At 39.9% G+C, this 21,755-nt stretch carries 25 protein-coding genes; 5 read left to right on the top strand and 20 right to left on the bottom strand.

Translation table 11 applies throughout. The features are described from left to right. Nucleotides 1-36 precede the first annotated feature (36 nt). The 13 genes from OFO07_RS03555 to OFO07_RS03495 form a co-directional block, all read right to left on the bottom strand. Nucleotides 37-1,491 carry a Mur ligase family protein gene (locus OFO07_RS03555; protein ID WP_270870957.1) on the bottom strand — a complete coding sequence of 485 codons (1,455 nt, stop codon included), beginning with the start codon at nt 1,489-1,491 and terminating at the stop codon, nt 37-39. Nucleotides 1,492-2,025: 534 nt separating this feature from the next. Continuing rightward, nucleotides 2,026-2,640, bottom strand: a complete 615-nt coding sequence (locus OFO07_RS03550) for a hypothetical protein (RefSeq protein ID WP_270870956.1) — start codon at nt 2,638-2,640, stop codon at nt 2,026-2,028. A gap of 169 nt (nt 2,641-2,809) precedes the next feature. After that, on the bottom strand, nt 2,810-3,412 hold the full coding sequence (locus OFO07_RS03545; RefSeq protein ID WP_270870955.1) for a thiamine phosphate synthase: 603 nt from the start codon (nt 3,410-3,412) through the stop codon (nt 2,810-2,812). 24 nt (nt 3,413-3,436) lie between these two features. Then, entirely contained in the window at nt 3,437-4,582 is a 1,146-nt protein-coding gene (gene thiH / locus OFO07_RS03540) for a 2-iminoacetate synthase ThiH (RefSeq protein WP_270870954.1), read from the bottom strand. 1 nt (nt 4,583) lies between these two features. Then, complete coding sequence (locus OFO07_RS03535; protein ID WP_270870953.1) at nt 4,584-5,345, bottom strand: thiazole synthase; 762 nt, start codon at nt 5,343-5,345, stop codon at nt 4,584-4,586. Nucleotides 5,346-5,452: 107 nt separating this feature from the next. Continuing rightward, the gene (gene thiF / locus OFO07_RS03530) at nt 5,453-6,085 is read right to left on the bottom strand and encodes a sulfur carrier protein ThiS adenylyltransferase ThiF (protein WP_270870952.1); all 633 of its coding nucleotides are present in this window, start codon (nt 6,083-6,085) and stop codon (nt 5,453-5,455) included. 1 nt (nt 6,086) lies between these two features. Beyond that, nucleotides 6,087-6,290 carry a sulfur carrier protein ThiS gene (gene thiS / locus OFO07_RS03525; RefSeq protein WP_270870951.1) on the bottom strand — a complete coding sequence of 68 codons (204 nt, stop codon included), beginning with the start codon at nt 6,288-6,290 and terminating at the stop codon, nt 6,087-6,089. Next, nucleotides 6,290-7,882: an ABC-F family ATP-binding cassette domain-containing protein gene (locus tag OFO07_RS03520; RefSeq protein ID WP_270870950.1), complete on the bottom strand. Its 1,593-nt coding sequence runs from the start codon at nt 7,880-7,882 to the stop codon at nt 6,290-6,292. The genes thiS and OFO07_RS03520 overlap by 1 nt, the downstream gene beginning before the upstream one ends. Before the next feature lie 62 nt (nt 7,883-7,944). Then, nucleotides 7,945-9,072: a cation diffusion facilitator family transporter gene (locus tag OFO07_RS03515; RefSeq protein ID WP_270870949.1), complete on the bottom strand. Its 1,128-nt coding sequence runs from the start codon at nt 9,070-9,072 to the stop codon at nt 7,945-7,947. A 216-nt stretch (nt 9,073-9,288) separates the two neighbouring features. Beyond that, on the bottom strand, nt 9,289-9,930 hold the full coding sequence (locus OFO07_RS03510; RefSeq protein WP_270870948.1) for a hypothetical protein: 642 nt from the start codon (nt 9,928-9,930) through the stop codon (nt 9,289-9,291). Nucleotides 9,931-10,058: 128 nt separating this feature from the next. Then, nucleotides 10,059-11,033, bottom strand: a complete 975-nt coding sequence (locus tag OFO07_RS03505; protein WP_270870947.1) for a hypothetical protein — start codon at nt 11,031-11,033, stop codon at nt 10,059-10,061. Nucleotides 11,034-11,101: 68 nt separating this feature from the next. Beyond that, nucleotides 11,102-11,224, bottom strand: a complete 123-nt coding sequence (locus tag OFO07_RS03500) for a hypothetical protein (RefSeq protein WP_270870946.1) — start codon at nt 11,222-11,224, stop codon at nt 11,102-11,104. An 81-nt stretch (nt 11,225-11,305) separates the two neighbouring features. Next, nucleotides 11,306-11,995, bottom strand: coding sequence for a hypothetical protein (locus tag OFO07_RS03495; protein ID WP_270870945.1), 690 nt, complete (start codon nt 11,993-11,995; stop codon nt 11,306-11,308). Between the two features lie 154 nt (nt 11,996-12,149). Between OFO07_RS03495 and OFO07_RS03490 the strand changes: the two genes are divergently transcribed. Continuing rightward, nucleotides 12,150-12,509 carry a hypothetical protein gene (locus tag OFO07_RS03490; protein WP_270870944.1) on the top strand — a complete coding sequence of 120 codons (360 nt, stop codon included), beginning with the start codon at nt 12,150-12,152 and terminating at the stop codon, nt 12,507-12,509. Here the strand turns inward: OFO07_RS03490 and OFO07_RS03485 are convergent. From OFO07_RS03485 to thiC, 5 genes are all read right to left on the bottom strand, one after another. Then, nucleotides 12,506-12,718 (bottom strand): tautomerase family protein, encoded by a 213-nt coding sequence (locus OFO07_RS03485; RefSeq protein ID WP_270869135.1) that lies wholly within the window; start codon nt 12,716-12,718, stop codon nt 12,506-12,508. The two genes, OFO07_RS03490 and OFO07_RS03485, sit on opposite strands and share 4 nt — an antisense overlap. Continuing rightward, nucleotides 12,694-13,869, bottom strand: coding sequence for a YbfB/YjiJ family MFS transporter (locus tag OFO07_RS03480; RefSeq protein ID WP_270870943.1), 1,176 nt, complete (start codon nt 13,867-13,869; stop codon nt 12,694-12,696). The genes OFO07_RS03485 and OFO07_RS03480 overlap by 25 nt, the downstream gene beginning before the upstream one ends. Before the next feature lie 140 nt (nt 13,870-14,009). Then, nucleotides 14,010-15,077, bottom strand: a complete 1,068-nt coding sequence (locus OFO07_RS03475; protein ID WP_270866730.1) for an Mrp/NBP35 family ATP-binding protein — start codon at nt 15,075-15,077, stop codon at nt 14,010-14,012. Nucleotides 15,078-15,145: 68 nt separating this feature from the next. Beyond that, complete coding sequence (locus tag OFO07_RS03470; protein WP_270870942.1) at nt 15,146-15,913, bottom strand: SDR family NAD(P)-dependent oxidoreductase; 768 nt, start codon at nt 15,911-15,913, stop codon at nt 15,146-15,148. After that, complete coding sequence (gene thiC, locus OFO07_RS03465) at nt 15,910-17,253, bottom strand: phosphomethylpyrimidine synthase ThiC (RefSeq protein ID WP_270870941.1); 1,344 nt, start codon at nt 17,251-17,253, stop codon at nt 15,910-15,912. The genes OFO07_RS03470 and thiC overlap by 4 nt, the downstream gene beginning before the upstream one ends. Before the next feature lie 192 nt (nt 17,254-17,445). Between thiC and OFO07_RS03460 the strand changes: the two genes are divergently transcribed. Genes OFO07_RS03460 through OFO07_RS03445 form a run of 4 tightly spaced genes read left to right on the top strand, consistent with a single transcriptional unit; the run spans nt 17,446 to nt 21,055 of the window. Continuing rightward, nucleotides 17,446-18,573: a bifunctional 2-C-methyl-D-erythritol 4-phosphate cytidylyltransferase/2-C-methyl-D-erythritol 2,4-cyclodiphosphate synthase gene (locus tag OFO07_RS03460; protein WP_270870940.1), complete on the top strand. Its 1,128-nt coding sequence runs from the start codon at nt 17,446-17,448 to the stop codon at nt 18,571-18,573. Between the two features lie 2 nt (nt 18,574-18,575). Continuing rightward, nucleotides 18,576-19,442: a hypothetical protein gene (locus tag OFO07_RS03455; protein ID WP_270870939.1), complete on the top strand. Its 867-nt coding sequence runs from the start codon at nt 18,576-18,578 to the stop codon at nt 19,440-19,442. Next, nucleotides 19,420-20,493: a sulfate adenylyltransferase gene (locus tag OFO07_RS03450; RefSeq protein WP_270870938.1), complete on the top strand. Its 1,074-nt coding sequence runs from the start codon at nt 19,420-19,422 to the stop codon at nt 20,491-20,493. Before OFO07_RS03455 ends, OFO07_RS03450 begins: the two co-directional genes overlap by 23 nt. A 25-nt stretch (nt 20,494-20,518) precedes the next feature. After that, entirely contained in the window at nt 20,519-21,055 is a 537-nt protein-coding gene (locus OFO07_RS03445) for a phosphatidylglycerophosphatase A family protein (protein WP_270870937.1), read from the top strand. On the opposite strand, the gene OFO07_RS03440 is transcribed toward OFO07_RS03445, so the two are convergent. Together OFO07_RS03440 and OFO07_RS03435 are read right to left on the bottom strand one after the other, a co-directional pair. After that, nucleotides 21,056-21,517 carry a hypothetical protein gene (locus tag OFO07_RS03440; protein ID WP_270870936.1) on the bottom strand — a complete coding sequence of 154 codons (462 nt, stop codon included), beginning with the start codon at nt 21,515-21,517 and terminating at the stop codon, nt 21,056-21,058. Further along, nucleotides 21,514-21,753, bottom strand: a complete 240-nt coding sequence (locus tag OFO07_RS03435; protein WP_270868940.1) for a hypothetical protein — start codon at nt 21,751-21,753, stop codon at nt 21,514-21,516. The genes OFO07_RS03440 and OFO07_RS03435 overlap by 4 nt, the downstream gene beginning before the upstream one ends. Between the last annotated feature and the right edge of the window lie 2 nt (nt 21,754-21,755).

Genomic DNA, 21,755 nt, shown 5'->3' with positions numbered 1-21,755 from the left:
ACAAATTTTGGGTTAAAAATAATCAAAATTTAAAATTTATATGAAATTTGGCGCGTCGTTAGAAAACAGCACCAAATCCCCTGCTTTGGTATATTTAGCCAAAATTTCAACCATTTTCGATTTATCTTTTAGCACATAGACCTTGCCGGGATTTATATTGTCTTTGAGTGTTTTTAAATTTAACTCGCCAGTTATTATCACGAGATCAAAAACCTCATCGATTTTTTTGGCTAAAATTTCATTATCTTCTTTGGTGGATTCGACGATTCCGGGCGTTACGATGACCTTGTTGCCCTTGTAAGTTTTGCATAGTTCGTAGCTAGCTAGCATACCGGCTAGATTGCCGTTAAATGCGTCATCAATGATGATTTTGCCGCCGTTTTCGATCTTTTGGAGGCGGTGTTCGACGCTTCTGACTTTTTCGACTGCGTTGTGGATATAGACATCATTTACCCCCAAAAACCTCGCTACCATGACACATGCGCTGAGATTTTGCGCGTTAAACTCGCCAAGTACTGGCGCAGAGAGTCTGAAATTTTCGTCATTGATTTTAAGGCTAAATTTAATCCCGTCTAGTGTCGAGCTAATCACCTTCGTGCCGATATCATAGGTGCTAATCGTGGCACTGTTGTGGCAAAGCGTGCTAGAATGCACAAATGCGTGTTTTAGACGCGGTGAATTTAGCGCTTCAAGCTTGGTAGCGCGGATATTTTCTACGCTTTTGAAATACTCCAAATGTTGCGCACCAATCTCGCCTACAACTACAATTTGCGGGCGCAAAAATTCGGTGATTTCGGCGATATCGCCGGGCAGTCTGGCACCTGCTTCTGCGATATAGACCTGAGTGTTTTTTGGCAAATCATCGTTTATGTCCTTTACAATCCCAGCTAGCGTATTTACCGAGCGCGGGGTCTTGTAGCAGACAAAGTGCGGGCTAAGGATATCATAAAGGAAGTTTTTGATACTCGTCTTGCCGTAACTTGCCGTGATTTGGACGATGATTAGATTATTCATCGTGCCTAGCTTGGCTAGCGCGCTAGCTTTGAAGCGATTAAAAAGCGTTTTTTCGTATCTGAAATGAAAAAACAATCCCACAAATAGCGCGATAACAGCTGGAATTTTAATATCGGTTGAAAATTTAATATCAATCAAAATTTCCGCAATCCCCACAATCACCGCAAACGAGGCTATGTATGCAAACGCCCTTTTTATGCGATCGGTAAAAACTAGCTTTTTGTCCAGCCCCCTGTGCCAAAGTGCCAAAACAGCGATATAACTAGCCGTTACCACGCCCAAGGCTACGTAATAAAACGGGCAAAACATGGCCGCGATTTGAGCCAAAACTGGGATTATGAAAAAATACAAATGCCACATAGGCTTGGTGAAATGGTGCATTACGCGCTCCGGGCGATACGAAAACCACTGCAAACAAGTAAGCGCGTAAAATCCCAAAGCAAGGGTGAAAATAAAATTTGAAATAACTGCCGACATTTTTTCCCTCAAATTTATTTAGACTTAGATTACAAAACCTGTAATTTTATTCTAAAAAAACTTGATTGTTGCTTATTTTTGCGATAAATTTTATTATTTAGAGCTTGATTTGTGTCAATGTGAAATTTACTCTAATCTGTCATTGCGAGCACAAGCAAAGTGTCAAGACGCTTTTTGCACAGCGTGGCAATCTACGAGTAAAAATTCCTATCGCTAAATTTGCTGTCATTGCGAGCTTTCGCAGAAAGCGAAGCAATCCAGAGAAATTTAAATTCAAAATTCAACCTAAAATTTAGCATTGAACGATTTTAAATTTAGCCAAATTCCAAAATTTGATTAAATTCTATTTTTAGAATTTTTTTGTAAATTTTGGCTTGTAGATTACCATAACGGATTTATTCTCTTGCAACGACAAACATAATAGGACAATAAAAAGAAATTTGCATTATTTTTGTAAGCAAGAATATCTACTCTACAATACTACTTGTGATACTGCATCGGCAGCATCATTTCTTGCTTTGAAATTTGGAAATTTCATTTTTTCTCCTTGTTTTTAATTTTTATCAATTTGATATGCGAATACAAACCTATTGGAAATGTTAATATAAATATTAGTATAAAAGTTATTTTTCCACTACACGCTTCCAATAAATCACCATTTGTCATTGAATATAAGATTAGATTTTTATTATTTATAATTTGATATATAAAACTCATACCAAAAATCGGAGTTTCATAAATTTTAATTTCATTTGCTTTCCAAATTTTTGGCATTATTTCATAAGTGCAATTTTTAGCAACCAACTTTTCTTTCGTTCCGTCTAAATTTTCAAAGTGTATAAAGCAAGAATTTGAATTGTGATATGGTCGCCTACCAAAACTAGGGTTTGGGATTTCTATATCTACTACTTTGCCTATATGTGTTTTTGCTTCGTTTAAATTTGCTTTTGTTGGGTAATCAAAATAATTCAATAAAGAAAATATAGCCATAAAATACCCAATAATTAGTTCGACTATTATTATGCGTTTTGTTTTTGCTCCATATTCTTCTTTTGGGTCATAATTCTTAACAGCACTAGCCATTTCATCAAAAATAGCCTTGTTTTTCTCTTTTAAATTTTGATTGTTTAAATTTTCATTATTTTCCAAAATTTAATCCTTTTTATAAAATTTCCGTCATTGCGAGCTTTCGCAGAAAGCGAAGCAATCTAGCACGCCGTCAGGTGTTTTAAATTTTGCAATCTCTGGATTGCTTCGGCGATAAATCGCCTCGCAATGACACTAGTGGCGAAATTTATTTAATTCGAACAATAAAAAATTATAGGAATTTTTCTAAAAATTTTATTTCGTTTTCGCATGTCATCGCTTCGCTCATAATGGCGATATTATCGGCACCCATGCCCAGTGCTAAGCGAAAATTACTAGAATTTATCCCGCCAAGGGCATAAATTTCGCCACCCCAAAATTCACGCACATTGCGAATCAAATCTAGCCCCTTTGGCTCTAAATTTTCCTTACAATTTGTCGGAAAAATATGGCTCAAACAAAGTGCATTTGCACCCAAATTTAGGGCTATTTTAGCTTCACCCGTGCTGTGAGCCGAAACCACGATTTTTTCAAATTCGCTTAAATTTCGCGTGGAATTTTGCCTGAAATTTTGCAACACGCCCAAAGGAAGCCAAATAAATTTATGCTCCAAATCAAAGGCTAAATCCAAAAAATTATGCAAAAAAAGGCGAACGCCAAAATGGTTGCAAATTTGCAAAACTTCGCAAAAAAGTGCGCAGTATTCGCTCTCGTTCAAATTTTTCTCACGCAAGATTATTTCGCTAATCCCGGCTTCGCAAAGGCGTGAAATTTTCTCTTTCAACGCCTCTTTTCCGCCACAAAGCTCTAAATTTGAAATCGCCGTGATCTTCACTTTTTCGCTCCAAATTTCGCAAATTTACAGATAAATATACTCGCTCATCAGTGGCGCTAACCCCGCACTCCTAATCGCAGCACAAACCTCAGCCACGCTTCGTCCGTCATCTATCTCAAACTGCTCGTCGCCCTTTTTTTGGCTGTGTCCGCCGATACCCACACTTACTCCTGCTGAAATTTTATTTGTGGCGATTTTAATCGCTTCATCTCTAAAACCAGCCCTTTCGCGCGTCGAAATCGTGATATTCGCACTAGGGATTAGTAGTCTATACGCCGTAATCACCTGCAAAAGCTCCTTTTCATGGACATCTCGCGGGTTGATTTTATTATTATTTATTATCGGTCGAAGTCTTGGAACCGAAAAGGCGATTTCGGCGTGCGGGTATTTTTGTTGCAACAAATACGCATGCGCGCCCGTAGCAAAGGCATCCTTGCGAAAATCATCAAGACCTAAAAGTGCCGCAAAGCCCACTCCACGCATACCGCCCATTATCGCCCTTTCTTGGGCATTGAAGCGATACGGGAAAATTCGCTTATTGCCTTCTAAATGCAGTTTTGCGTATTTTTCTGTGTTGTATGTCTCTTGAAAAACGGTTACAAAATCCACGCCTGAGTTATGCAGGGTAGCGTATTCATCGGAATTTAAAGGATAAATTTCCACGCCTACGACCTTGAAATATTTTTTGGCGATTTCACACGCATGAGCGATATAGCTTACATCGCTATCAACCCTGCTCTCGCCTGTTAGCACCAAAAGCTCTTCAAGTCCGCTCTTTTTTATCGCTTCGTATTCGGCTATTAGCTCATCATCGCTAAGCTTGGCTCTTTTAATTTGATTTTTTTTGCTAAATCCGCAATACACGCAGTTATTATCGCAATAATTTGAAATGTAAATCGGCGTAAAAAGCGAGATATTATTGCCAAATTTTGCCCTAGTTTCACTCATACTCGCCCTTGCTAACTCTTCTAAAAATTTAGCCCCGACTACGCTTAGAAGTGCGCCAAAATCGTCTAAATTTCTATTTTTTTTCTCTATCGCCCTTAAAACATCGGCTTCATCATAAGCGTTTGGGTCATAATTTTGCCTTAAATTTAGCACTTTTTGCATTAAGCCATCATCGATTGCTTGCATGTGTGCTAGGTATTTCATGTGGTCTATTTTTTCCATTTTAGTCCCTTAAAAAGCCTGTTAGTGGCGAACTTGCCGCGGCAGTATTTCGCACCGCGCCAAATTTGGCATTATAGGCGTCTCGCCCTGCATTTATCGCACTTGCGAAAGCTTTTGCCATTTGGACTAAATCGCTAGAAGTGGCGATTGCGGTATTTACCATGACCGCGGCACAGCCCATTTCCATGGCTTCACACGCTTGGCTTGGGCGACCGATACCTGCATCGACGATGATCGGCAAATCCACTTCGCCGACTAAAATTTCAATCATATCTCTCATCATAAGCCCACGATTTGAGCCAATGGGCGCACCAAGCGGCATTACAGCGGCTGCTCCTGCGTTTTTTAGGCTACGAGCCACATTTAAATCAGCGTGCATATACGGAAGCACGATAAATCCGTCATTTGCTAGAATTTCGGTCGCTTTAATGGTTTCGTAATTATCGGGGAATAAAAATTTGCTATCTGTGATAATCTCGATTTTTACAAAATCCCCACAGCCAAGCTCGCGTGCGAGTTTTGCGATACGCACGGCTTCATCTGCGTTTCTAGCACCGCTTGTGTTTGGCAAAAGCGTAACGCTTTTTGGTATGAAATCTAAAATATTGCGAGTTTTGCTCTCATTTACACGACGCAGTGCCAAGGTAACTATCTCGCAACCTGCGTCATTTACACACGCTTCTATCATTTCGTGGTCGAATTTACCAGAACCCATTATGAAGCGAGACGAAAATTCCTTGCCACCCAAAACTAATTTATCCATTGAAATTTCCTTTAAATTTTGTGATTTGTGAGATTATACAAAGAAAATCTGAATTAATTTTAAGATTTCAAGCAAAAGGCGAAAATTAACGAAATATAGCCATAAAATTAGGCTCGGTTCAATATTAAATTTATCACGGCGTTTGCTTGGTGGGCGGCGCATAGCATTACTCGCGCAGAAATTAGCCCATTTTCAAGCCCTGCACCGCTTGTGCTATCGCCACAAATATATAAATTCGCTCCAAATTTGCGAGTTTGGATAAAATTTGCCTCCCCAAGACCCGCCATACCCGAAGCGCAAACGAAAATTTTATCTTTAAACTCAGCCGATAAATTCGCTATCATCGCCTTATTTTCGGCTCCGTCAAAGCACTCGCAGATGATTTTTTCGTTTTTTAAAATATGGCGCACATTTTCGCTAGTGATTTTTTCATTTAAAATTTGCACTTTCGCATAAGGGTTAATACCCAAAATTTGCTCTTTTAAAGCTTCTATTTTAGGGCTTCCTAAATGCTTTAAGGCGTAGTGCTGGCGATTTAAATTTGACGGCTCGACAATGTCAAAATCGATGATAAAAAACTCGCTCACACCAGCGCGAGTAAGCATTATAGCGACATTTGAGCCAAGCCCACCAGTTCCTAGTATGCAAACCCTGGCGCGTGATAAAATTTCGCTCACGCCACGCGGATTTCGCGCGAAAATTTCAGCCCTAAATTCGCTTTCGTTTTTTAAATTCAGCATTTCACCCACCACCGACAAATTCGACGATTTCATAAATTTTAAAATCTGAAATTTGCGAACTTTTCCAAAGCGTTTTTGATAAAATCTCTCCGTCGGCTTCCACGGCGATAAAACGCAAATCAAACCCTTGCGTAAGCAAAAATTCTTCCACGCTCATATCAGCGTCAAATTCGCACTCACGCCCATTAACACGCACTTTTATCATCACTCTTCCCCCAGGCTCGCTCTGTATTCTTCGTAAGTCCCACGAAAATCCACAATCTCGCCGTTTCCCTTTAAATGCAAAATTCGATTTGCAAAAGCGTCGATTAATTCGCGGTCGTGGCTCACGCAAATCACGCACCCAGCGAAGTTATACAGCGCTTCGCCAAGAGCGATAATCGCCTCCAAATCAAGGTGGTTGTTTGGCTCATCAAGCACCAAAAAATTTGGCTTAGTTAGCATTAGTTTGCTTAGCATTACGCGGTGCTTTTCGCCGCCGCTTAGCGCACCCACGCTTTTTTCTTGCTCAGCCCCACTAAAAAGCATTCGCCCAAGGCACTTGCGAATTTCGTCTAAATCCTTGTTTTTCTCATCTCTGAGATAATCATACAGCTTCGCTTCGCCACTCACCGCCGAGCTCGTATCCTGCGCGAAGTATCCTTGCTCGATAGTCGCGCCCACATGCACTTTGCCCTTATCTGGCGCCATTTCGCCCACGATGATCTTGCACAGCGTCGATTTACCCACGCCGTTTCGCCCGATAACGGCGATTTTATCGCCTTTTAAGAGCTTTAAATTGAAATTTTGCAAAATTTTAACCTCGCCGAAACTCTTATCAATCTCGCTAAGTTCTAAAATCTCATTTCCAATCTCGCGCCCTAGTTTAAAAAGTATGCTTGGCTCCCTGCGAGAAGATGTCGCAATCTCGCTAATGTCGATTTTATCGAGCAGTTTTTGCCTTGAAGTGGCTTGTTTAGCCTTGCTAGCGTTTGCGCTAAAACGGGCGATAAATTTTTCGAGTTCTGCCTTTTCTTTGACCTTTTTATCACGCTCGAATTCAGCCTGTTTTTTTATCAAATTTGCAGCGATAAACCAATCATCATAATTCCCGCTAAACTCACGCACCTTTTTGAAATCCACATCCAAAATGTCCGTGCAGACGCGGTTTAGGAAGTGTCTATCGTGGCTGATGACGACCATAGTGCCTTCGTGGCGGTTTAGCTCGAACTCCAACCACGCAATCGCGTCGATGTCAAGGTTGTTTGTCGGCTCGTCTAAAAACAAAATATCTGGCTTAGGAAACAGCACCTGAGCTAGTAAAATTTTGACCTTGTCGCTAGCCTCGATTTCGCTCATTTTTTTGCCAAATTCATCTTCGCTAAATCCCAGCGAGCTTAAAATTTTCTCGATTCTTGTCTCATACTCGTAGTTTGGGTCTTCTTCGGCGCAGATGATTTCAAGCTCAGCCAAGCGGTCGTTGATTTCATCGGTAAATTCGGGGCTTTCGTAGAGTTTTTCTTTTTCTTTGACGGCGTCGTAAAGGCGTTTGTTGCCATACAAAACAGCGTCTTTTACCAAAAATTCCTCAAACGCAAATTGATTTTGCCCCAAAACGCCGATTTTGCGGCCGTTTTCGACGAGTATTTCGCCGCTACTATGCTCGACCTCGCCACTTAAAATTTTAAGTAGCGTCGATTTACCTGCGCCGTTTGCGCCGATTAGTCCGTATCTATGGCCCTTTAAAAGCGTCAAATTTACATTTTCAAACAGCAGCTGTTTGCCAAAACGCATTACTAAATCTTTAATTTCTATCATTTTTGATCCTTGGAATTTAAAATTTTGCGATTATACAAAAAAAGGCTAAATTTAGCCAAAATTTAGGCACTATAATCGCTATCAAGGGCGATTAAAATTTCATAATCGCTAAATTTCGCGCTGACTTCTTTGATGATATTTTGGTGGATTTGCTCGCGGTTAATCGCGTCAAAATCAATAATCACATCAAAACTGATGATTTTTTCGGTCAAATTTGCGTAAAATCCGTGCATTTGCAAAATTTTTTCATCGCTAAAAACTATTTTTTGAATTTCGCTATAAATTTTAGCGGTTTGCTCATCTTTTAAATTTAGCGCATAAATGCCCACAGTATCGATAACCACGCTAAATTTGGCAAAAATTTCACTCTGAATTTTTCGCGTGAGTGTATCTATGCTAGCCGCGCTCATATCCTCGCTAACTTCGATATGCACGGAGCCCAGCATTTTATCAGGGCCGTAGTCGTGAAACATCAAATCATACGCGCCAAGCACGCCGTCGATTTTCTTGATTTCGGTATAAATTTGCTTTGCAATCTCGATATTTAGGGGACTTCCTAAAATTTTATTGATAGTGTCTTTTAAAATTTCGGCAGCTGTTTTGATAAGCAATAGCGAAATAATCACGCCCAAATACGCCTCCAAAGCCACGCCGAAAAATATAAAAATAAACGCCGCCACTAGCGTCGAAAACGACACTAACGCGTCAAATTTCGCGTCAATCCCACTTGCGATTAGCGAGTCAGAATTCGCTCTAACGCCCATTTTTTGGGTGTATGAGCCAAGCACGATTTTTACTACGACCGCAACTGCAATCAAAAATAACGAAACGCCGTCGTAATCTGGCGTGAGTGGAGCAAAAATCTTGCGCACACAGCTAATAAGCGCCGCAAACCCCGCATATAGGATAATCACGCCGATACTTAAAGCCGTGAGATACTCAATCCTGCCATGCCCATAAGGGTGCTCTTTGTCTGGCTTTTTGCCAGCAAGTTTTAGCCCTACAATCGTAATGACCGAGCTTAGCACATCGCTTAGATTGTTTATAGCGTCAATTACGATAGCAATGGAGTTTGTGAAAAACCCAATCGCCCCCTTAAACAGCGCCAAAATCACATTTGTAAGAATTCCAACTAGCCCTGTGCGAACGATGATTTTATCGCGCGGAACGACCTTTTCTGGGATTTGCATAGATTTCCTTTTTGTAATTTAAAAGGCGCGATTTTATCAAAATAAAGCTTAATTTGATAATAAAGGAGAAAATTTGCCTTGCTAAATTTCAAGCAAAATTTACCAAGGCAGTGTTTGAGGGAAAGATTATTTTGATATTATTCTGTTGGCTTATAAGCTTCTTGCAGTTTTTTTATTTCTTCTTGTGATAATTTTTCTTCTGCCATTTAACAAACCTTATATTTTTATGCTATGTCTGTATTTGGAATAATCTTCTCCTAAAATTTCTCGTTCCTTTTTTTCGAGTTCAATCATTCTGCCATTACTTACATTAAATACTACACCTCTTTTATTTAGTTCATCAATCGCTTTTTGCAATTTAGCATATAACGGGTGTTTTGAAATGTCTAGTTTAGTATTATTATTTATTTCTATATAGTGTAGTTCTTCTGTTGCCAATTTTATGCGAATTTTAGATATTGTTTCATAAGGCCAACGAATTTCATTAATCAAATTTTCTGCAATTTCTTCATCTAATTCATCAAGTGGTGTATTCATAATTTTAATACCCAAAGCTTTTGAATAATTTTGATCAAGAATCAATGCTTTGTTCTCCCCAACAGGTTCTCCGAGCGATTCTGCAATAGAATAATATAATCCATTCATATCTTTCGCTCTTTCAGCAAGCCCTTCTCTTGCTCCAAAACTGCAAGGTTTGGCTACTTTTTCGCCAGTTCCAAGAAGGCTATTGCGGTCAGAAAAATCAATATCTTTCAATGTGATTTTCTTAGGTTTTTGTGGCAAATTAACGATTTCTTCGCTACCAACTTCTTCTTTTAAATCTTCTTGTGCGAAAGTTCCGAGTTTGATTTCTTCCATGTTTTATACTCCTATTTTTGGGATAAATTTATAATTTCATATCTCGTAGATACTGCTCGATATTTGGGACATTATCCTTCCTGCAAATCATTGTAGTTGGGATATTTGCCTGTTTAAAATTTTCTAATTTATCTTTTTTTATCATCATCAAGATAATCTCTAAGATCTGGTTTGCGCCATGATTTTTCATATTTGTATCTAATAGCTTTTATTTTCTCAATAGTAGCGTCAAAGTCTATATTTTGTGGTTCGGTATCCATAATATCATTCCAAAGCCGACCCATAGCTTTGCTATCAGCTTTCATTTCATCCGTTTCGTCTTCTAATTTACATTTGAATAAATGACCAACACTTGTAAATTCAAGCAAAACATCTTTTCTGGCTACATAATCTATATCGACATAATGTGGGTCTGACATATTTTTCAAATCTTCTTCGAGTGTATTTGCTATTTTATTAGCATTTTCTGTTCCCAATGCTTTTAAATCTCTTATTTTTGCTTCTAGTTGATTTTTTTTATGTTCTTTTATAATATTTATCCAATCTTGATTATCTGTTTTTAAAGTTACACCCCTTTTATTCAGTTCATCAATAGCACTTTGCAATTTGACATATAATGGTCGTTTAAAGAGATTATCAATAGAGGTGTTTAATCTGGTTTTATTATCTATTTTGACAAAAAAATCATGTTCGGCTAGTGTATGAAAAATATCATTTATAGTCTCATACGGCCACCTAATCTCATCTATTAGCCCCTGTGCTACTTTTTCATCTAATTCATCTAATGGGGTATTTATGATTTTATAACTTAGAGTGTATAAAATGGACTGGTCGTTTTTTAATGCTTCGCTTTTTATATCGCCTACTGCGTGTAAAAGATAAAATCCATCATTTGCTATTTCGCTTAATCCTTCCCTTGCGGCAAAATGGCAAGGCTTGGCTACTTTTGTGCCATCTGAAATGCCTGTAAAACGGTTAGTTAAATCAATATCTTTTAAAGTGATTTTTTTAGATTGTTTAACTGATGTATTAACGATTTCTTCGCTACCAACTTCTTCTTTTAAATCTTCTTGCGTGAAAGTTCCGAGTTTGATTTCTTCCATATTTTATGCTCCTATTTTTGGGATAAAGTTAATATAAAATTATATCAACTTTATCCTGCTAAACCAATTTATTGTTCTTCTTTGTTTTGAGGTTCTGATGACTCTTCTTCAAAATTATCATATTCATCTGTTTGACTGTTAAGCTCTTCGTCGCTAAAAGTTCCCAAAACAATCTCTTCTTGATTTTCCATATTATTCTCCCTTATTTAATTTTTATCCAGCTCTATGGCTTCGTGGTCTAGTAAGGTGGCAATCTTGTCACCCTACGGTGTTTAATGTAAAGATAAATTTCTAAGTTTTATTAACATATTATCCAAAAAATTTTCAAGATATGAAAGCAGGGTAAGATATTTTTGATAAAACATTTTTTTGCTTACAATTTTATCTAAATCGTGTCCGTTAAATAAAGGCGAATAAGCAAATCTCCATCTTTCATCATAACTAATATACATTGGCGATGGGTCTTTGGATACTTGCATAGATGAACCAAAATAATCACCGCCTAGGCTATGCGTATTCATAAATAAGTATTGAGCAATCTCTTTTTCTGCATCGGATAATAAATCAAATTTATATGAAAAATGATAATATTGTTTGCTACAACACATATCTATATCTTTTTCATCGGTAAGAATTTTATAAATTTCCAACATTTTTTTGCTATTTTTAATGTGTATTTTCATACATTTTTCTTCATCATCAAGGAATTTTTCAGGGATAGGTAGAAAAATTTTGCCAATTGTTGAAAAAAATATCAAAAATAGGCAAACAATCGCAATAATTATTTTTAATACGACTGAAAAATCAGAGTTAAAAAATAAATTTGCAAAAAAGATTATACTGATAATTATCGACAAAAGATATAAAATAATGTTAAGAAACTTATTTTTAATAACATTTTCAATAAAAAACAAACATAACAAATCGCCTATAAATAGTAATAACAAAGCCCAGCCCGACATTTTTACTCCTAAAATAATTTTCCAATCATTATACCCCCCCCCCCCAAGAATTTGCTTAAATTTTTTAAGAAATTTGGTTAAAAATGATGATTTTGTGCAAATTTAGACTCATATATCAAAATTTGTAACATTTATTTTATGAATTGTTGTAGAATTGGTATTTTTGGATTATCAAGTTTCGCAAGACGGGTATCCTAGCTCACCCCACGATACTCAAATTTACAAAAATAATTCAACTTTAAATTTAATCAAGAGATTCTTCGCTCCATTACACTCCGCTCAGAATGACAAAAAAAGAAATTTGTTTAATTTTCTAAAAAATATTCAAGACATAGTTGGCGTAGTAAGGCGCAAATTCGGACGATTTCAAGCGAAGCTACCTTTGGGCGGTAGTCAAGGACGCCTGCTTCGGCTTCGCCTTGCACCGCTTCGCTCACCAGCGACTGCGACAAAAACTTTTAATAAATTTGAATCCATTTTTATCTCCAAATTTAAGAAATTTTATCAAATTTAAGAATTTTGCTTTTTGCGGATATTTGTTATCGTCTCGCCTCCGATTGCGTAGTTATCGGTGCTAAGCTCATCTATGATGACGACGCAAGTTTTCTCTCCACGCCCTACGACTTTCACAAAAGCGTCTGTTAGCTCGCGGACTAAATCCCCCTTCTGCTCCACGCTCAAACCGCCGTCCTCGATAGTCATTTTGACATTGATAAGTGGCATTTTTGCTCCTTTTTTAAAAATTTTATCACCCCTAGACTAAGTGCGCTAAGTCCCACAAAAATCGCGGTTAAAACTAGCGCCCTATCGTAGCTTTGATAGATATTAAAGATTTTAGCACAATACAACGGCGCGATTATCGTTCCTATGGCATACGCAGCCGTTAGCGCACTCATAATCGGTGCCGATGATTTGGGCGCTAGACTCGCCCCATAGCTCATAAATAGCGCAGTTAGCCCCATCATCGTGTTTCCATATATAGCACCGCTTAATAAATTTAAGATTAAATTTTGGCTAAACACTGGGATTAAAATCCCTAAAATTTGTAGCAAAAGCGAGGCTATCATCATCTCTACTCCGCCAAATCTCCGCCCCAAATTCACCCACACAAACGGCCCAAACATCGCGAAAACGCCCACCAAATACCACGCATAAGTGCCCATATTTTCTAGCCCTTTTACACGGTTTATGATATCGGGCAAAAAGCTAGCCTGCACCACAAATCCCATGCCCTCCAAAAAATATGCGAAGATTAAAATTTTCAAAATTAGCAAATTTGGCAATTTTTCGCTTTTTGCGACCAAAAATTTGGCGTTTTTACCACGCCTAGGCGTGAGTGTATTTAGCGCGAAAATGCTTAAAGGAAGCGAAAAAACTATCAAAAAAACCCACGCGATTTTCCAGTGAAAAAACACAAGAGCTAAATTTCCCACAAGCGAGGTTAGCACGATAGAAATACCAGCCGCACCAAAATAAAACGCCATAGCCTGTTTGTTATGAGATAGCAGGTCAAAGACAAATGACGAACCCACGCCCATAACCAGCGCCGAACCCACTCCTGCGGCCACTCTCGCGCCAAACCAAAGGTAGTAATTTTCGCTAAATGCTAAAATAATTGTCGTAAAAATGCTTAGAAAAAGTGCTAGTTTAAAAAGCAAAATTTTAAACTCTCCCCCGCGCACAAAGACCGTGGCAAAGGAGCCTACGAAGTATCCAGTGTAGTTTGCAAAGGCTAGAATTCCAGCCCGTTCTACGCTTAAAAAATCACCTAGCATTGGTGGCAAAAGTGCTGTAAAAGCAAATCGCGCCGTGCCGATAGCCACGATAAAAGCGCAAATTCCAGCTAGTAAAATTTTAATATCGTTAAATTTCATATATTTTCTTAAATTTGGATTTTTGCGAGATTGTATCAATAAAAACGATTTAAAGTCAAATATGAAATAACGATTTGTGATATATGAAATTTATATACCAAACGGCAAAAATTCGCCGTTTGGTAGGTGAAATTTGAAATTTAAGCCTGTGGTTGAATCGCTGAATTATCAGCCAAATTCTCCCTATCAACCTCTTCGATTTTTTCCCACAGCGCGCGCGCAGCCTGCTCGTAGCGTTTCGCGCTCACAGAATCTGGCGCATAAAAGCTAATTGGCTTGCCATTATCGCCGCCCTCGCGGATTGCGATTTCGATTGGGATTTCGCCGATGACTTTGGTATTGTAAGCACTAGCTAGCTTTTGCGCACCGCCACGACCGAAAATATCGTATTCTTTGCCATTATCAGGGCAGATAAATCCGCTCATATTCTCAATGATTCCAGCCACCGGGATATGGAGCTTCTCAAACATATCAAGCCCCCTAGCGCCGTCATCTAAGGCTACGGTTTGAGGCGTGGTTACGCACACACCAGCTGTTACTGGCACGCTTTGGGCAAGCGTAATTTGCGCATCGCCAGTTCCAGGTGGCATATCGATGAAAAGCACATCTAAATCACTCCACGCGACATCTTTTAGAAGCTGTTCGATTGCCTTCATTATCATTGCCCCACGCCACATTAGCCCCTGACCTGCTTCGATTAGCACGCCCATACTCATCATTTCGATTCCGTGGCTTTCGATTGGCTTTAATCTCTGTCCAATTACGCTAGCTTGGGTGTTTTCTTCGCCTAGCATGCGTGGCATGTTTGGACCATAAATATCAGCGTCTAGCACGCCTACTTTTTTACCAAGTTTTGCGAGCGAAATCGCCAAATTTAGGGTTGTTGTGGATTTGCCAACGCCACCTTTGCCTGAGCTAATCATCACAAAATGTTTGATTTGTGGGGCGATATTTTTACCAGAGCGCGAATTGCTCTGCTCGGGGGCTAGTTTTGGTGTTTTAATCGAAATTTGCGCAGTTGGGATTAAATTTAAAATTTCAGCCTTAATCTGCATTGAAATTTCGCTTTTTTGGCTTGGGATTTCGATATCTATCACAGGATTTTCGCCCTCACTCACGCTTTTTACAAAGCCAAAATCAACGATAGATTTCGAAAACCCCGGATAAATCACGCCTCGAAGCGCGTTTAAAATTTCGTCTTTACTCATTTTTCCTCTTTCTTTGAAATTTGATAAAAGGCGCATTATATTTAAAAAGTTTGAAATTTTTTTTAAATTTAGCCGTTTAAAAAGCCTGTTACTTTGGCGCAAAATTTAAGCGGGAAAATGCGAGTCAAAAGGTTCGCTAGAAGCATAAACCTGCCGTCATACACTAGCGTTTTGCCACTCATCATCGCCTCAAACCCTCGCCTTGCCACGGCGCCAGCGTCATCTGAACGCGCAAAAATTTTAGCGTTTTTTACATTTGCCCTTTCGCCAAAATTTGTAGCCACAGGACCCGGGCAAAACGCCGTAACGCTGATATTTTGCGCGCGAAGCTCTTCGCCTAGGGCTACGCTGAAATTTCGCACAAATGCCTTGCTTGCGTAATACACGCTCATTTTTGGACCCGCTGTGAGCGAGGCAGCAGAGGCGATATTTAGGATTTTTCCGCCATTTTGCTCAATCATTAAATTTGCGAAATAGTGCGTTAAATTTAGCAAACTAGCGATATTTACTTGCACCATTTCAAGCTGTTTTTTTAGATTACTTTTAGTAAATTCATCATGGTCGCCAAAACCTGCGTTGTTGATTAAAATATCGATTTTTAGGGAATTTTCACGGACAAATTCGCAAATTTTATCCGCGCTAATATTTTGCGATAAATCCGCCCCAAAGATAAAAACTCTCACGCCAAATTTAGCTTCAAGCTCGTTTTTTAGGGCGTTTAGCGCGTCAGTATTTCGCGCTGTGATAACCAAATCATATCCGCCCTCAGCACAAATCCGCGCAAACTCGCGCCCCAAACCGCTACTAGCTCCCGTAATTAAGGCAGTTTTATTCATTTATTCTCTTTTGGAAAGTGTTCGCAATTTTGCTCTGCGATTTGCTTTGAAATCTTGTAAGCGCAAAATTTTGGTCCGCACATTGAGCAAAATTCTGCATTTTTGAAGCCCTCATCAGGCAGGCTCTCGTCGTGATATTCGCGCGCACGCTCAGGATCAAGGGAGAGCTCAAACTGCTTGTTCCAGTCAAATTTATATCTAGCGTCGCTCATAGCGTGATCTCGCTCGATCGCTCCTTTTTTGCCAAGAGCGACATCTGCGGCGTGGGCTGCGATTTTATGGGCTATTATGCCCTCTCTGACATCTTTTGCGTTTGGCAAACCCAAATGCTCTTTTGGCGTAACATAGCAAAGCATGCTAGCCCCGTGAAACGCTGCCATCGTCCCGCCAATCGCACTTGTGATATGATCATACCCTGCGCCGATGTCTGTGGGAAGTGGTCCAAGTATGTAAAACGGAGCGTCGTTACAAAGTCTTTGCTCTTCTTTCATATTAAATTCAATCTGATTAAACGGCACATGACCGGGACCTTCAATCATAACTTGAACATTTTTTGCATTTGCTCTAATTGCAAGTTTGCCAAGCTCGGCTAGTTCGCTCATTTGGGCTTCGTCTGTGGCGTCATACAAGCAGCCGGGCCTTAAACTATCGCCCAGTGAGAGCGAAACATCGTATCTCGCGCAAATATCGCAAATGGCGTCAAAATTTTCGTAAAACGGATTTTCTTTATGGTGTTTCATCATCCAGCTCGCCATTAATGAGCCGCCCCTGCTTACGATTCCCATTTTGCGTTTGGCAACAAGCGGCATAAATTTAAGCAAAAATCCAGCGTGAATAGTGAAATAATCAACGCCTTGCTTAGCCTGTTTTTCGATACAATCAAGCATAATTTGTGGCGTTAGGTTGTCTAAATCCTTAATGTCATGGATAATTTGATAAATCGGCACCGTGCCGATTGGAACGGTTGAATTTGCGATGATTGCACGGCGAATTTCGTCCAAATCCCCGCCCGTGCTTAGATCCATGACGGTGTCTGCGCCGTATTTTATCGAAAGGCGCAATTTTTCGATCTCTTCATCTATGCCGCTACTAAGACTAGAAGAGCCGATATTTGCGTTGATTTTGCATTTTAGTGCCCTGCCAATGCCCATAGGAACTAGGTTTTTGTGATTTATGTTAGCTGGGATTATGAGTTTTCCCTGTGCGATTTGAGAGCGGATAAATTCGGCTTCCAAACACTCTGTTTTTGCGACAGCCTCCATTTGTGGGGTGATAACACCATTTTTAGCGTAAAAAAGTTGAGTTGGGGTTGCGCAGTCTTTTAAATTTGGGGTTTGCATTTTTGACCTTTCATGCGAAAATTTGTGAAATTTGATAGAATTTTACTACAAAAAAGCAAAATTTAAATCTTTTTTGCGTGTTTAAATTCGTAACACCGCTTGGCAAAATTTGCAAAATTTAGCCAAAATTTCACTATTTTTTAAATTTAATATGTATAATTTCGTAACATTTTTAAAATTTTAGGAAATCAAATGTCTGAAATATCACTCGTTTTACTCGCCGCTGGGGATTCTACGCGCTTTGCTAGCCCCGTAAAAAAGCAGTGGCTTCGCATAGGCGATGATCCGCTGTGGCTACATGTCGCCAAAGATCTCGCAAAAAAGGCAAATTTCGCAAAAATCATAATCGTAGCTAATCCGCAAGATTTAAAATACATGCGCTCATTTTGCGATGAATTCGAATTTGTCTCCGGTGGCGATATGCGCCAAAAATCGCTTAAAAATGCCCTTGAAATGGTGCAAAGCGAGTTTGTTTTAGTAAGCGATGTGGCGCGGGCTAGTATTTCTCAAAATCTCATAAACTCGCTACTTGAAAATTTAGGCAAATTTGACTGCGTAAGCCCATATTTAGGCGTAAATGACACGGCGTATTTGGGCGAGTGCGAGATAGCGCGCGACGAAATCAAACTAATCCAAACCCCACAACTCTCGCGCACAAATTTGTTAAAAAAAGCCTTGCAAAGCGAGCAAATTTTCACAGACGATAGCTTAGCCATAAAGAGCGTGGGCGGGAGCCTTAGCTTTGTAAAGGGCGAAATTTCGGCTAGAAAAATCACTCGAATTTGCGATTTAGAAAATTTTAATTTTCCTAGCGTTTGCACGGAGACATTTTGCGGAAACGGTTTTGATGTGCATGCGCTAGAAGCTGGCTCGTTTATCACGCTTTGTGGCGTAAAAATACCTTGCGAGTATTCGCTCATCGCTCACAGCGACGGCGATGTGGCGATTCACGCGCTAATCGATGCAATGTGCGGTGCAGCTGGGATTGGCGATATTGGCGAGCTTTTCCCTGATACAGACGAGGCTTACAAAGGGATTGATTCGAAAATTTTGTTACGAAAAGTAACAGATAAAATTCACCGCTATGGCTTTGAAATCGTAAATGCAGACATTACCATAATGGCGCAAAAACCCAAACTAAGCCCATACAAAGAGCAAATGCGAAAAGCTTTGTGCGAAATTTTAGCCACGCGCAAGGTAAATGTCAAAGCGACCACAACCGAAAAACTAGGCTTTGTAGGGCGAAGCGAGGGCATTGCGGTGATTGCGAGTGTGAATTTAAAATATTTTGACTGGAAAAAACTGCTTATCAAGGATTAGTTTTGAAAATCTTAATCGCCGAAAAGGAAAGCTATCTGGCAAACTCACTTAGCCTAAAACTAAGCGCGCTAAACCACCAATGCACCGTGGTTTCCACCCTGCCACTAGCCCTGAACGCTGGGGAGTTCGACGCTGTTTTACTCTCATCATCGTGGGGGAGTGGCGATTTGCTAAGCGTGATTGCGCGCCACAAAAACGCAGTCGTGATAATGCTAGTATCATACATCAGCAACGACACGGTTACAGCGCCCATAAATGCGGGCGCGACGGATTATATTTTAAAGCCGTTTATGATAGAAGATCTCATCAAAAAGCTCGATCACTACGCATATTTTAAACAAATTTTGCGTGAAAAAGAGCGAAACGACGAACTCTTGCGCGCGCTAAAAGAAATTTACGACACGCCAAAAATAAACGCGCAAAAGCTCAAATTTCCGCTTTTTTTAAAGGGTTATGATGAAATTTCGCGCCTTTTATGCGCTCATCAAATCGCCCAAAATTTTGGCGCAAAAATCATAATCGCCAATGGCGAGGATTGCGAAAACTTAAAAATAAAAGATGAAATTTTATTCGTGCAAAAATTTGATAAAACATCACCTGCCAAAAGAGCGCAAATTTTATCAAATTTCGCCGAAAAACGGCTAGTTTTGGAGGTTTGCTCTATGGAATTTAGCGAAAACTCAAATCAAATTTTACTCTCTCCATACTGCGCAAAAAACAAAATTTTAAGCCTGGAAGAGTATTTGAAATTTGCGATTTTAGCGTATCAGGGCGAGTATTTCGACTCTGAACTCGCCTCGATTTTGGGGATTTCGCGAAAATCGCTTTGGGAAAAGAGAAAAAAATATGGTATCACGCGAAAAAAATAGCATTGAAATTTCAAAAAGCGAGCTTTGCGCCCTGCACCTTTTGAAATTTGGGGCATTTGGGGGCGAAGATAGGCTAAAAAACGGCAAAAATTTCGCCTTTGTAGCGGGGAAATTTAGACTTGGCGCGGAAGTGAATTTGATCTGTGAAGGCGAAATTTGCGGAAAATTAAAAATTATTTCATCGCAAAAAATCACGGACGAAGAAAAACAAAACTCCGTTTTTGAAAACAAACGCCCAGGAAACGAGGCGATTAAGGGCGAGCTTAGCCTAAATTCGCGCATAATTGGTGATGAGTTTGCGGAATTTTTCGCGCGAAAATCAAGCTTCAAAAATCCCAGAATTTCAGCCTTTTTCACCATGGCAGATCCCTTGCACAGGGTGCATGAAAGGTTACTTCGCCTAATGATAGACAAGGCTGATTTTGTGGTGATTTTTTTGGTAGGTTCAAGCAGAAGCGACGCATTTAGCGCAAATTTGCGCAAAAAAACCTTGGAGTTTTTGTGCGAAAATTTTCTTGTAAAAGGGCGGGTTTTGCTCATAGATTTAAACGATTTTAGCGCGTTAAACAACCACTCCGACCCCACGCTTGAATGCGCCATAGCGCACAATCTAGGCATAAATAAGGTCGTCTTTGGGCAAAAACACAAGCATGTGGCGGGGTATTTCGACCACGGCGATATGCACTCTGTGCTGGATTTTTGCGATTACGAAAATTTCGAAATTTGGCTCATGCCAGAGTATGTGTATTGCAACAAATGCAAGGTCCTTTCCAGCGTGAAAAACTGCCCGCACGGCTCGCACCACCATGTGCATTATCACACGCGCAATCTCAAAGCCATGCTCTATGCTGGGATTTTGCCGCCTGCGCTTTTCATGCGAAAGGAGATTTCGGCGATGATTTTGGCCGAGCTTTTTCCTAATCGCTTCGCCGATTTGCAAGCCCTTTACGATGATTTATTCCCTAACGACGGGCTTATCGAGCCTAGAAGCGAGAGTGAATTTTACGAAGAGTTAATGAGGCTGTATCAAACCAGCGCGCTAAAAACTTGAAATTTGAAATTTAAAAGGAGAAAATTTGAATAAGCTATTTGTTACATTTTTTGGAAGTGGGCTTTTGCGACCTGCGCCTGGGACTTGGGGGAGCGTGGCAGGCTGGATTGTAGGGCTTGTGATTTTAGCATTTGCGGGAGGAACGACGCTGTTTTTGTGCGCTGCTCTGGTTTTTGTAATCTCGCTAAAAATCATTGACGAATACGAAAAACAGGTCGGCTCGCACGATAATAGTGAAATCGTAATCGACGAGGTCGTGGGCGTGTGGATCGCTATGAGCATCGGTGCTAGCGTGGGCGAAGTGTATGGGATAGATTTCGCGCAGATTATTTCTGGCTTTGAAGCTAGCCAGCTTTCGTGGCTTGCGATGATTTTATCTCTTGTGCTATTTAGGGTTTTTGATATATGGAAGCCATCTATCATAGGGCGCGCCGATCGCGATATCAAGGGCGGTCTGGGCGTGATGAGCGATGATATTTTGGCTGGATTTTTCGCTGGGCTTGGGGTTTTGATTATTTTTTCGTTGATGATTAAATTTGGACTTGGAGGGCTGATTTTTTAATCAGCCTCTACCTACATTAAAGCGAGAATATTTTTTAAATGTCTCTAAATTATGGAAAGTTTTGCAAAGATTGCTTTTTTTGTTTATAGGATAAAGCTCCATAAAGTATAAATTTCCGTCGTGTTTGAGCGTGATATCTGCACACATTTCCATATTTCCCTTAGATTTGACGCCCACGCCGTATTTGATAGGCTTGCCGACTACGACTTTTGCATTTAAATCCTCGTCGCTAAACTGGCGCACGCTCGTCATGTTTTTAAGCTCTCGAAATCTGCCTTGCGCATCATAGTCCATTTTAATATCCTTAAAAAACCTATCCAAATCCGTCACAGCAGAAGCCGCCAATGGTCCGTCTGTAAGAGATGTAAATTTCGGCCACACAACCTTAACGCCGAAAAAAATCACAACTATGATTAAAATCAAACTACCTAGTCCGCTACCGCCTGCTCCGCCTTTGCTCATCTTTTCACTCCTTCATCGATGTTTTTTGAAATAGCCTCTATTTTGCTAGAAAACATATAATTTTCATAACTCTTTTGAATATATGCCTTCAAAAGCTCGCCCACATCTACATGCAAACCATCTTTTGCGATCTCGCGCCAGTCCCGCTCGAAGCTGAGCGCAAACTCATCTTCTAGGCTGATAGAATACTCTTTACTCAAAGATTTGCTTGTAAATTTAACTGAAATTTCTCTCATTT

Origin of the sequence: Campylobacter sp. JMF_06 NA1 (assembly GCF_027737785.1) — a bacterium.
In the GTDB taxonomy this organism is placed as follows: domain Bacteria; phylum Campylobacterota; class Campylobacteria; order Campylobacterales; family Campylobacteraceae; genus Campylobacter_B.
The sequence above is the reverse complement of the archived record's forward strand: the minus strand, read 5'-3'. Positions and strand labels throughout refer to the sequence as shown.

Bases quoted from the DNA above. Each gene is read 5' to 3' on its own strand.
- thiC (WP_270870941.1), bottom strand. From the start codon at position 17,253: ATGCAAACCCCAAATTTAAAAGACTGCGCAACCCCAACTCAACTTTTT.
- OFO07_RS03440 (WP_270870936.1), bottom strand. From the start codon at position 21,517: ATGAGCAAAGGCGGAGCAGGCGGTAGCGGACTAGGTAGTTTGATTTTA.
- OFO07_RS03470 (WP_270870942.1), bottom strand. From the start codon at position 15,913: ATGAATAAAACTGCCTTAATTACGGGAGCTAGTAGCGGTTTGGGGCGC.
- OFO07_RS03435 (WP_270868940.1), bottom strand. From the start codon at position 21,753: ATGAGAGAAATTTCAGTTAAATTTACAAGCAAATCTTTGAGTAAAGAG.
- OFO07_RS03520 (WP_270870950.1), bottom strand. From the start codon at position 7,882: ATGATAGAAATTAAAGATTTAGTAATGCGTTTTGGCAAACAGCTGCTG.
- OFO07_RS03515 (WP_270870949.1), bottom strand. From the start codon at position 9,072: ATGCAAATCCCAGAAAAGGTCGTTCCGCGCGATAAAATCATCGTTCGC.
- thiS (WP_270870951.1), bottom strand. From the start codon at position 6,290: ATGATAAAAGTGCGTGTTAATGGGCGTGAGTGCGAATTTGACGCTGAT.
- OFO07_RS03485 (WP_270869135.1), bottom strand. From the start codon at position 12,718: ATGCCACTTATCAATGTCAAAATGACTATCGAGGACGGCGGTTTGAGC.
- thiF (WP_270870952.1), bottom strand. From the start codon at position 6,085: ATGCTGAATTTAAAAAACGAAAGCGAATTTAGGGCTGAAATTTTCGCG.
- OFO07_RS03510 (WP_270870948.1), bottom strand. From the start codon at position 9,930: ATGGAAGAAATCAAACTCGGAACTTTCGCACAAGAAGATTTAAAAGAA.
- OFO07_RS03460 (WP_270870940.1), top strand. From the start codon at position 17,446: ATGTCTGAAATATCACTCGTTTTACTCGCCGCTGGGGATTCTACGCGC.
- OFO07_RS03475 (WP_270866730.1), bottom strand. From the start codon at position 15,077: ATGAGTAAAGACGAAATTTTAAACGCGCTTCGAGGCGTGATTTATCCG.
- OFO07_RS03555 (WP_270870957.1), bottom strand. From the start codon at position 1,491: ATGTCGGCAGTTATTTCAAATTTTATTTTCACCCTTGCTTTGGGATTT.
- thiH (WP_270870954.1), bottom strand. From the start codon at position 4,582: ATGGAAAAAATAGACCACATGAAATACCTAGCACACATGCAAGCAATC.
- OFO07_RS03450 (WP_270870938.1), top strand. From the start codon at position 19,420: ATGGTATCACGCGAAAAAAATAGCATTGAAATTTCAAAAAGCGAGCTT.
- OFO07_RS03480 (WP_270870943.1), bottom strand. From the start codon at position 13,869: ATGAAATTTAACGATATTAAAATTTTACTAGCTGGAATTTGCGCTTTT.
- OFO07_RS03535 (WP_270870953.1), bottom strand. From the start codon at position 5,345: ATGGATAAATTAGTTTTGGGTGGCAAGGAATTTTCGTCTCGCTTCATA.
- OFO07_RS03500 (WP_270870946.1), bottom strand. From the start codon at position 11,224: ATGGAAAATCAAGAAGAGATTGTTTTGGGAACTTTTAGCGACGAAGAG.
- OFO07_RS03495 (WP_270870945.1), bottom strand. From the start codon at position 11,995: ATGTCGGGCTGGGCTTTGTTATTACTATTTATAGGCGATTTGTTATGT.
- OFO07_RS03505 (WP_270870947.1), bottom strand. From the start codon at position 11,033: ATGGAAGAAATCAAACTCGGAACTTTCACGCAAGAAGATTTAAAAGAA.